Origin of the sequence: Dietzia sp. SLG310A2-38A2, from assembly GCF_014145095.1 — a bacterium.
Classification (GTDB): domain Bacteria; phylum Actinomycetota; class Actinomycetes; order Mycobacteriales; family Mycobacteriaceae; genus Dietzia.
The window spans coordinates 1-9,227 of the sequence record NZ_JAALDX010000057.1; the positions used below are offsets into that span (position 1 = coordinate 1).

General features: G+C 69.2%; 7 protein-coding genes and 1 pseudogene. 5 read left to right on the forward strand and 3 right to left on the reverse strand.

What is annotated here, in order from left to right; translation table 11 throughout:
* Together G6027_RS02395 and G6027_RS02400 are read right to left on the reverse strand one after the other, a co-directional pair.
* Positions 1-591: pseudogene (locus tag G6027_RS02395) on the reverse strand (lipid-transfer protein); the annotation flags it as partial.
* A 9-nt stretch (positions 592-600) separates the two neighbouring features.
* Positions 601-1,638 (reverse strand): OB-fold domain-containing protein, encoded by a 1,038-nt coding sequence (locus tag G6027_RS02400; RefSeq protein WP_346995602.1) that lies wholly within the window; start codon positions 1,636-1,638, stop codon positions 601-603.
* 88 nt (positions 1,639-1,726) lie between these two features.
* Here G6027_RS02400 and G6027_RS02405 point away from each other — a divergent pair, with 88 nt between their 5' ends.
* Genes G6027_RS02405 through G6027_RS02415 form a run of 3 tightly spaced genes read left to right on the forward strand, consistent with a single transcriptional unit; the run spans position 1,727 to position 5,917 of the window.
* On the forward strand, positions 1,727-2,761 hold the full coding sequence (locus G6027_RS02405; protein ID WP_182635072.1) for an LLM class F420-dependent oxidoreductase: 1,035 nt from the start codon (positions 1,727-1,729) through the stop codon (positions 2,759-2,761).
* A gap of 45 nt (positions 2,762-2,806) precedes the next feature.
* Positions 2,807-4,411: an acyl-CoA synthetase gene (locus tag G6027_RS02410; protein ID WP_182635074.1), complete on the forward strand. Its 1,605-nt coding sequence runs from the start codon at positions 2,807-2,809 to the stop codon at positions 4,409-4,411.
* A gap of 45 nt (positions 4,412-4,456) precedes the next feature.
* Positions 4,457-5,917: an aldehyde dehydrogenase family protein gene (locus tag G6027_RS02415; RefSeq protein ID WP_182635076.1), complete on the forward strand. Its 1,461-nt coding sequence runs from the start codon at positions 4,457-4,459 to the stop codon at positions 5,915-5,917.
* 19 nt (positions 5,918-5,936) lie between these two features.
* Here G6027_RS02415 and G6027_RS02420 read toward each other — a convergent pair whose 3' ends face one another.
* Positions 5,937-6,743 (reverse strand): crotonase/enoyl-CoA hydratase family protein, encoded by an 807-nt coding sequence (locus G6027_RS02420; protein ID WP_182635078.1) that lies wholly within the window; start codon positions 6,741-6,743, stop codon positions 5,937-5,939.
* Positions 6,744-6,818: 75 nt separating this feature from the next.
* Here G6027_RS02420 and G6027_RS02425 point away from each other — a divergent pair, with 75 nt between their 5' ends.
* Together G6027_RS02425 and G6027_RS02430 are read left to right on the forward strand one after the other, a co-directional pair.
* Entirely contained in the window at positions 6,819-8,456 is a 1,638-nt protein-coding gene (locus G6027_RS02425) for an acyl-CoA synthetase (RefSeq protein ID WP_182635080.1), read from the forward strand.
* 2 nt (positions 8,457-8,458) lie between these two features.
* Positions 8,459-9,227, forward strand: a 769-nt coding sequence (locus tag G6027_RS02430) for a nitronate monooxygenase (RefSeq protein WP_182635082.1), incomplete at its 3' end; no start/stop codon positions are given.

Genomic DNA, 9,227 nt, shown 5'->3' on the forward strand with positions numbered 1-9,227 from the left:
CGGGCAGTCGTGTCGGCGCAGCGGGTCGGCGATGTACGCCTCGTCGAGCAGCTCCCGCTCGTCCCTGCCGGTGGCGCGGGCGGCCACTGAGGCCATCTCGCCCTCGGACCACTTGCCCGCGTCGATCCCGGCGCGGGCCTGGAGAGCGGCCATGTGGTGCCGGCCGGGCCAGAGCGGGGCCACGGTGTACGGATCCAGCTGCAGCGCCAGCGCCGAGTCGAGGTCGGTGCTCGCGGAGGCCTTGCCGAAGCCGTAGACCAGCGCGGTGTCGGCCTGCCCGGTGGCGATCTTGAGGTAGGCCTCGAAGAACGCCCAGGCGGCGTCCATCTCCACGTGCGACTCGCAGATGGGGGGAACGGCGCCGATGGTGTCGACGGCGGAGATGAAGGAGAAGGCGCGGCCGGCGAGGTAGTCCGAGGAGCCGGAGCACCAGAACTCGATGTCGGTCCGGTCCAGTCCGGTCTGCCGGTAACACTCGGCGAAGACCGGCGCGAGCATCTCGACACCGTTGGTGGTGCCGAAGGTGGACTCTGTGTGTCGGGCGTGGGCGAAACCGACGACGGCCACGTCCCGGGGTGCGGTGGGGGTCACGGGTGTCCTCTACAGGTGCTCGGCGTAGGTGTCGGGGTCGGCGTCGGGATCGCCGGTCGGCTCGAAGTGGGTGATGGCCTTCATCGAGGCGGGGCGCTCGGACTCAGGGGTCCACACCGCACGCACCCGCATGCCCATGCGCACCTCCGAGGCCTCGCAGCCCAGCACCAGGTGCTGAATGGGCACGTCGGACCCGTCCAGGAGGATGTACGCGGTGACGTACGGGGGCTTGATCTCCTGACCGGCGAACGGCACGTTGACGATGCCGAACGTGGTGACGGTGCCGGTGCCGGAGACCTCCACGTACTCGCCCATGGCCACCCCGTCGGAGGGGCAGTAGTCCCGCGGCGGGACGTAGACCTCGGGTCCGTTGGAGCGTCGGCGTCCGAGCACCCGACCCTGCACGATCGCCCGGAGGAACTCGCTCTCGGCCGGCCCGGCGGTGTGGGTCACCGAGAGGCCGATCGGGGTGACGACCATGGTGACGGGCTCGCCCCCGGAGGGCTGCGGGACCTCGTCGTCGCCTTGATCGGTGCCGCCCTGGCCGTCTCCGCCCGCCACGTCCACGGGAACCACGCACGCGATGTCGTGGATGGTCCCGGTCCGCTCGGCGGACCACTTCAGGCGCACGCGCATCCCGGAGCTCACTGCCTCGGGGCCGTCGGCGGCGAGGGGGAGCAGGATGGCGGTGTCGGCGCCGTCGAACCGGACCAGGGCCCACGCGAAGGGTGAGTCGAACCGGTGGACGTCGGTCGGTTCGGGAACCCAGGTCCAGACGACGACGACGCCGTCGATCCCGGTCCCCGAGCCCACCTCGACGAGGTCCGTCAGGGCCTCGTGCGTGTGGGGGTCGAACTCCACCGGCGGCAGGTGCACGGCGCCACGGGAGTCGCGGACCCCCACGAGGCGGCCGTCGCGCAGGCCGGTGAAGAACGCGCCGAGGACGGGCCCGGTCGACCGCGTGTAGTCGAAGGACGGGGCGAGCGGGGCCGCGAGCACGGCCTCGTCGGGCGGGGTGATGTCGACAACGATCTCTCTGGATGTCACGCCACAAGTAGAACACGTTCCACTGCGCCGTGTGTGTCTTTTCGTGGGCTCTCCCCGGCCCGGGGCGGTGTGGGTCACACTGGTGCCCATGAAATTCGCCTTGCAGCTCGGATACTGGGGCGCCCAGCCGCCCACCAACCACGCCGACCTCGTGGTGGCCGCGGACAAGGCGGGGTTCGACACCGTCTTCACCGCCGAGGCCTGGGGGTCGGACGCGTTCACCCCGCTGGCCTGGTATGGCTCGCTCACCGAGCGCATCCGCCTGTCCACGGCGGTCGTGCAGCTGTCCGCCCGGACCCCCACGGCCACCGCGATGAGCACCATGACCCTGGACCACCTCTCCGGCGGCCGTTTCTGCCTGGGCCTGGGCGTCTCCGGTCCGCAGGTGGTGGAGGGCTGGTACGGCCAGCCGTTCGCCAAGCCGTTGGCCCGGACGCGGGAGTACATCGACATCATTCGCGCGGTGCTCCGCCGCGAGGCCCCCGTGACCTCCGACGGTCCGGCATACACCCTGCCGTACCAGGGGCCGGGCGCCTCCGGGCTGGGCAAGCCGCTCAAGTCGATCCTCCACCCGCTGCGCGAGGACGTGCCCATCTGGCTGGGGGCCGAGGGGCCCAGGAACGTCGCACTCGCCGCCGAGATCGCGGACGGGTGGCTGGGGTTCCTGGCCTCGCCGCGGACCGCGCACGAGTTCAACGCGTGGCTCGACGAGGGCTTCGCCCGCCCCGGTGCGCGTCGGACCAGGGAGGACTTCGAGGTGGCGTTCCTGTGCCAGCTTCACGTCACCGATGACAGGCGCGCGGTCCTCGACGCGTACAAGCCGTTCACCGCCCTCTACGCCGGTGGCATGGGCGCGGAGGGGAAGAACTTCCACGCCGAGGCGTTCCGCCGGATGGGCTTCGCCGACGACGTCGACCGCATCACCGAGCTGTTCCGCTCGGGACGCAAGGAGGAGGCTGCGGCGGCGGTACCGGACGAGATGGTCGAGGCCACCGCGATCATCGGCGACGAGGACTCGGTGCGCTCGCAGATCGCCGAGTGGGAGGCCGCGGGCGTGACCATGCTCGTGGTCACGGCCCGCTCGGTCGAGGAGATCGAGTCACTGAGCCGGTTGATGGACTGAGGCAATCCCTGGACCCCTGACAGGAACACGTTCTAGTCTGAGGTCATGAGCGCACCCACACCCACCATTCCCACCGAGACCGGAGTCCTGAACAACCGGACCGGGGAGTACGTGACCAGCGTCTACCGGATCGCCGAGGCCGAGCCGGACCGCGTCGCGGTGATCGAGGCCTCCGGCCGCCAGGTGACCTTCGGCGAACTCGTGGACGCGGCGCACGGCCACGCGCGGGGCCTGCGCGCGCTGGGGCTGGGGGCCGGGGACGGGATCGTCCTGATGGCGCCGAACAGCATCGGTTTCCTCGAGGTCTACTTCGCCGCCCTCGAGATCGGTCTGTACGTGGCCCCCGCCAACTGGCACCTGACGGGGCCCGAGGTGGCCTACATCCTGGAGAACTCGGGCTCGACGGTGTTCGTGGCCGACGAGAGGTTCGCCGACGTGGCCACCACCGCCGCCGCCGAGGCCGGACTCGACCCCGCCCGCTGTTACGCGATCGGGCAGGTGCCGGGGTTCCGACCGCTCTCCGAGCTCGCCGTTCCCGCCGAGGGGGAGGACCCCTTGCCGTCGGGCCGCACCCTCGGCGCCCCGATGCTCTACACCTCCGGTACCACCGGCCGTCCCAAGGGCGTGCGTAGGCCGCTGACCGGCGCCTCTCCCGACCAGGTGACGGTTCCCAACTACTTCTTCTTCGCCGGCTTCGGCATCCAGGCCGCGGACAACGTCCACATCTGCGGATCGCCGCTCTACCACACGGCCGTGCTCAACTTCGTCGCCATCTCGCTCAACCTGGGCCAGGCCGTGGTGCTCATGGACAAGTGGTCCCCGGAAGAGATGCTGCGCCTCATCGACGCCCACGGGGTCACTCAGTCCCACATGGTCCCGACCCAGTTCTCGCGCCTGCTCGAACTGCCGGAGGACGTGCGCGCGAAGTACGACGTGTCGAGCCTCCGGACGATCGTCCACGGCGCCGCCCCGTGCCCGAAGCACGTCAAGCAGGCGATGCTGGACTGGTGGGGACCTGTCCTCACCGAGTACTACGCCGGCACCGAGGGCGGCGGCTGCACCATCACGGGCGAGGAGTGGCTGCGCAAGCCCGGTAGCGTGGGCCGGCCGTGGAAGACCACCACCCTCAAGATCCTCGACGACGACGGCAACGAGTTGCCCGTCGGCGAGACGGGCAACGTCTACCTCCAGATGCACGGGTCCAAGTTCGAGTACCACCAGGACGCCGAGAAAACGGCGAAGACCTACGTGGGCGAGCTGTTCACCATGGGCGACATCGGCTACGTGGACTCCGACGGCTACCTGTTCCTGTGCGACCGCAAGAACGACATGATCATCTCCGGTGGCGTGAACATCTACCCGGCCGAGATCGAGTCGGAGATGACCCGCCACGAGGCCGTCCGCGATGTGGCGGTGTTCGGCATCCCGCACTCGGACTGGGGTGAGGAGGTCAAGGCCGTGGTGGAGCTGGCCGAGGGGTACGTCGAGTCCGACGAGCTCAAGGCGCAGATCCTCGACGACCTCTCCGGCCGACTGGCAAAGTTCAAGATGCCGCGGTCGATCGACGTGGTGCAGGAGCTTCCCCGGCAGGCCAACGGCAAGCTGGTCAAGCGCAAGCTCAAGGATCCGTACTGGGCGGACGCCCGCTGACCCGGTTACCCACCGGCCGCGGGGGGCGGTCACTACCCTGGACACATGACCAGAACCCTGACCGCCCGTGATCTCACGCTCGCCCAGATCCTCGAGCGGCAACAGCAGGCGTTCCTCGCCGACCCGCAGCCCGGGGCCGGGATCCGGCGCGATCGGATCCAGCGGCTCAAGCACCTCGTCCTGGACAACGCGGCCGAACTCACCGAGGCGATCCGCGAGGACTACGGTTGCAGGCCCGAGGCGTTCTCCACGATCACCGACATCGCCTCGTCGATCCCGGACCTGGATCATCAGCGCGGCCACCTCGCCAGGTGGATGAAACCGACGCGGGTCTCCCGGGCCCTCGACGCGGTGGGGTTCACCCAGCAGGTTCGCCACGACCCCAAGGGGGTCGTCGGGATCATCGGCCCCTGGAACTTCCCGCTTTATCTGACGATCGTCCCGGCCGGCTCGGCGCTCGCCGCGGGCAACCGGGTGATGATCCGGCCGTCGTCGGTCACCGCCCACACCACCGAGGTGCTCTGCAGGCGGGCGCCCGAGTACTTCGCCGTCGACGAACTGGCCGTCGCGGGGCCTGAACACGGGCGCGGTTCTGACTTCTCCCGGCTGCCCTTCGACCACCTGTTCTTCACCGGTTCCCCGGGTGTCGGCAGGTCCGTCGCCAGGGACGCCGCCGAGAACCTCACCCCGGTCACCCTCGAACTGGGCGGCAAGAATCCCGTCGTGGTGGACACCAGCGCCGACCTCGACCGCGCCGCGCGAGGCATCGCGGCATCCCGAATGATCAACGGTGGCCAGGTGTGCATGTGCCCCGACTACGTCTTCGTCCCCCAGGATGAGCTGGACAGGTTCTGCGACACCGTCCTGGACCACTGGCGTCGGACCCTGCCGGCCATCGTGGGCAACCCCGAGTACACCGCCATCGTCAACACGTCCAACTACGAGCGCATCGTCGGCCTGATCGACGACGCCGTGGCGAAGGGTGCTGTCAGGCGCGACGCCGCCCCGGCGGGGGAGACGTTGCCGGACGCGGGCGTCCGCAAGATCGCACCCACCCTGCTCACCGGCGTGACGCCCGAGATGGAGATCGACTCGGACGAGGTGTTCGGGCCCGTACTGACGGTGTTCGGTTACCAGAGCCTCGACGAGGCCGTCCGTCACATCAATGACCGGCCCAGCCCGCTGGTCCTGTACTGGTACGGCCAGAAGAACAGCCGCTTCGACACCGTGGCCGACCGCACCCGCTCGGGGAACATCTACGGCAACGACTTCGGCATCGGGATGGCCTCCCCGGCCATCCCCTTCGGCGGGGTCGGCAATTCGGGGATGGGCGGCTACCACGGGCACTACGGATTCCGGACGTTCACCCACGAGCGGGCCGTCGCGATGCATTCCTACGACGTCAACGTCTCCCAGTTCCTGGCGCCCCCGTTCACGGCGGGCAAGAAGAGGCTGGCCTCGGGGTACCTCAGGGTGATGAAGGCCCGGACCCGGCTGGGTCTCTAGTACGGGTCCGGGCGCCCGGTCACTCCCCGCGGAACTCGGGCCTGCGCTTCTCCGCGAACGCGCGAGGGCCCTCCTTGGCATCGGCCGAGGCGAAGACCCGACCGCCGACCTCGGCGTCGACGCGGAAGGCCTCCTCCTCGTGCATGCCCTCGGTGCGGCGGATGGTCTCGATCATCCCCTGGACCGCGAGGGGCCCGTTCGCGGCGATGAGCTCGGCGATCTCCAGGGCCTTGTCCAGGGCGGTACCGTCCTCGACCACGTGGCCGATCAGCCCGAACCGCTCCGCCTCCTCGGCGGTGAGATGGCGGCCCGTCATGAGGACCTCCATCGCGACGGTGTACGGGATCTGACGCACGAGCCGCACCGCGGAGCCGCCGAGGGGGTACAGGCCCCAGCGGGCCTCGGAGACGCCGAACTTCGCGGAGCGCCCGGCGACCCGGATATCGGTGCCCTGCAGGATCTCGGTCCCGCCGGCGATCGCCGGGCCCTCGACCGCGGCGATGAGCGGCTTGCTCAACCGGCGCCCCTTGAGCAACGCGGGCAGACGGGTCAGGTCCCAGCCGCCGCCCTTGAACTTGTCGCCCGGGGCGTTCTTGTTCATGTCCTTGAGATCCGCGCCCGCGCAGAAGTACCCGCCCGCACCGGTGAGGATGCACGCACGGATGTCCTGGTCGGAGTCCACCAGGTCCCACGCCGCCTCCATGCCGCGCATCATCGGCCCAGACAGGGCGTTGCGCGCCTCGGGGCGGTTCATGGTCACCACCAGCACGTGCCCACGCCGTTCGGTGAGCAGGTGCTGGTCCTCGGGCGTCTCGACGCGGGTCATCGGGCCTCCAAAATTAGTTACACGGGTTCACGGCTTTCGCCCACGGCCGACGGTAACACGTTCTACTTTGGGTGTATGGCGTACACCATCGGAGATCTCGTCGAGCACAGTGTCGATCGCGTTCCGGACCGGGTCGTCCTGGTCCAGGAGGGTCGGTCGTTCACCTTCAGGGAGCTGGAGGAGCGGGCCAACAGGCTCGCCCACCACCTCCGGTCCGTCGGCGTCGGGCCCGACGACAAAGTAGCGGTGTACAGCCGCAACACCATCGAGGCGGTCGAGGCGATGGTCGCGATCTTCAAGATCCGCGCGGTCATGGTCAACGTCAACTACAGGTACGTCCCGGCCGAGCTCGAGTACCTCCTCGACAACTCCGACTCCGTCGTGGTGATCCACGAGCGCCGCTACTCGGACGTGCTCGCCCAGGCTCTGCCCAACACCCCGGGGGTTCGGCACTGCCTGGTCATCGAGGACGGCACCGACACCCCCGACCCACAGGCTCCTGACGGTGTCTCCGTCGCCCACTACGACGATGCGCTGGCGGCGCAGTCGCCCGAGCGCGACTTTGACGAACGCTCGAACGACGACATCTACATGCTGTACACCGGCGGCACCACGGGCTCCCCGAAGGGCGTGATGTGGCGCCAGGAGGACGTGTTCATGGTCCTCGGCGGCGGCATCGACTTCCTCACCGGTGAGAAGGTCGCGGACGAGTGGGAGCTGGCGAACAAGGCGGTGGACGGTGGCGTGCTGGTCCGCGCGGCCCTGCCGCCGCTCATCCACGGCGGTGCCCAGTGGGCGATCCTCATGGCGCTGTTCGCCGGCCACACCAGCGTGCTCATCCCGGAGTTCGACGCCGAGACCGTCTGGCGGACCGTGACCGAGCACAAGATCAATCTCCTGTTCATCACGGGAGACGCCATGGCGCGTCCCCTGATCGAGGCATGGGACGCGGAGAAGTACGACTCGTCGTCGTTGTTCTACATCGGGTCCTCCGCGGCTCTGTTCTCGCCCTCGGTCAAGGACCAGTTCATCGAGGCGTTCCCGAACGTCATGCTCTCGGATTCGATCGGCTCCTCCGAGACCGGCTTCTCCGGCATCGCACTCGCGGAGAAGGGCAAGACCCACACCGGGGGGCCCCGCGTGAAGATCGACGGGGAGACCACGGTCCTCGACTCCGACGGCAACGAGGTCCAGCCCGGTTCCGATGTCATCGGCAAGGTCGCGCGCACCGGGCACATCCCGGTGGGGTACTACAAGGACGAGGTCAAGACCGCGGCCACGTTCAAGACTTATCGAGGTAAGCGCTACTCGATCCCCGGCGACGACGCCCGGGTCGAGTCCGACGGCACCGTCACGATGCTCGGTCGCGGCTCGGTCTCCATCAACACCGGAGGCGAGAAGGTCCATCCCGAGGAGGTCGAGGCCGCACTCAAGACGCACCCCGACGTGTATGACGCGCTCGTGATAGGCGTCCCCGACGAGCGGATGGGCCACAAGGTCGCCGCCGTGCTCCACACGCGCGACGGCCAGTGCCCGCCGATCGATGAGCTGAACGACCACGCGCGGCGAGAGATCGCCCGCTACAAGTGCCCGCGAGCGTTGTGGGTCGAGAAATCGGTCAAGCGCAATCCCGCGGGCAAGCCCGACTACCGATGGGCCGCGGAGATCGCCGCGTCCCGCCCCGCAGACGACAGCCAGGAGATTAGCAAGTGAGCATCCGTACCCCACTCGCGGAGGAATTCGGGATCGAGTATCCGGTCTTCGCCTTCACCCCGTCCAAGGCGGTCGCCGCCGCGGTGACGCGCGCCGGCGGCATGGGCGTCCTCGGGTGCGTCCGCTACAACGACGCGGCCGAGCTCGACGAGGTCCTGACCTGGATGGACGAGAACACCGACGGTAAGCCGTACGGCGTGGACATCGTCATGCCCAACAAGGTGCCCACCGAGGGCAGTACCACCGACATCGCTGCGATGATCCCGGAGGAGCACAAGGCGTTCGTGTCCCGGGTCCTGGACGATCTCGGGGTGCCGCCGCTCGGTGACGACGCCGAGCACAACGCCGGGGTACTGGGCTGGCTGCACTCGGTCGCCGAGGCGCACGTCGAGATGTCGCTCAAGCACCGTCCGGTGCTCATCGCCAACGCGCTCGGCTCCCCGCCCAAGCACATCGTGGACCTCGCGCACGCCAACGGGATGAAGGTCGCCGCACTCGCCGGCGCCAAGAAGCACGCGATCTCTCACGTGGACAACGGCGTCGACATCGTGATCGCCCAGGGCGGTGAGGCCGGCGGCCACACCGGCGAGGTCGCGACCCTCGTGCTGGTGCCGGAGATCGTCGCGGCGCTCGACGGCCGGGCGCCCGTGTTGGCGGCCGGCGGGATCGGCAGTGGCTCACAGGTCGCCGCCGTGATCGGCATGGGCGCCGAGGGGGCGTGGATGGGGTCCCGCTGGCTCACCGCCGCCGAGTACGGCGATGACGGCGGGA

Excerpts from the sequence above, each read along its gene's own strand:
- G6027_RS02405 (WP_182635072.1), top strand. The coding sequence starts at position 1,727 with ATGAAATTCGCCTTGCAGCTCGGATACTGGGGCGCCCAGCCGCCCACC.
- G6027_RS02410 (WP_182635074.1), top strand. The coding sequence starts at position 2,807 with ATGAGCGCACCCACACCCACCATTCCCACCGAGACCGGAGTCCTGAAC.
- G6027_RS02415 (WP_182635076.1), top strand. The coding sequence starts at position 4,457 with ATGACCAGAACCCTGACCGCCCGTGATCTCACGCTCGCCCAGATCCTC.
- G6027_RS02420 (WP_182635078.1), bottom strand. The coding sequence starts at position 6,743 with ATGACCCGCGTCGAGACGCCCGAGGACCAGCACCTGCTCACCGAACGG.
- G6027_RS02425 (WP_182635080.1), top strand. The coding sequence starts at position 6,819 with ATGGCGTACACCATCGGAGATCTCGTCGAGCACAGTGTCGATCGCGTT.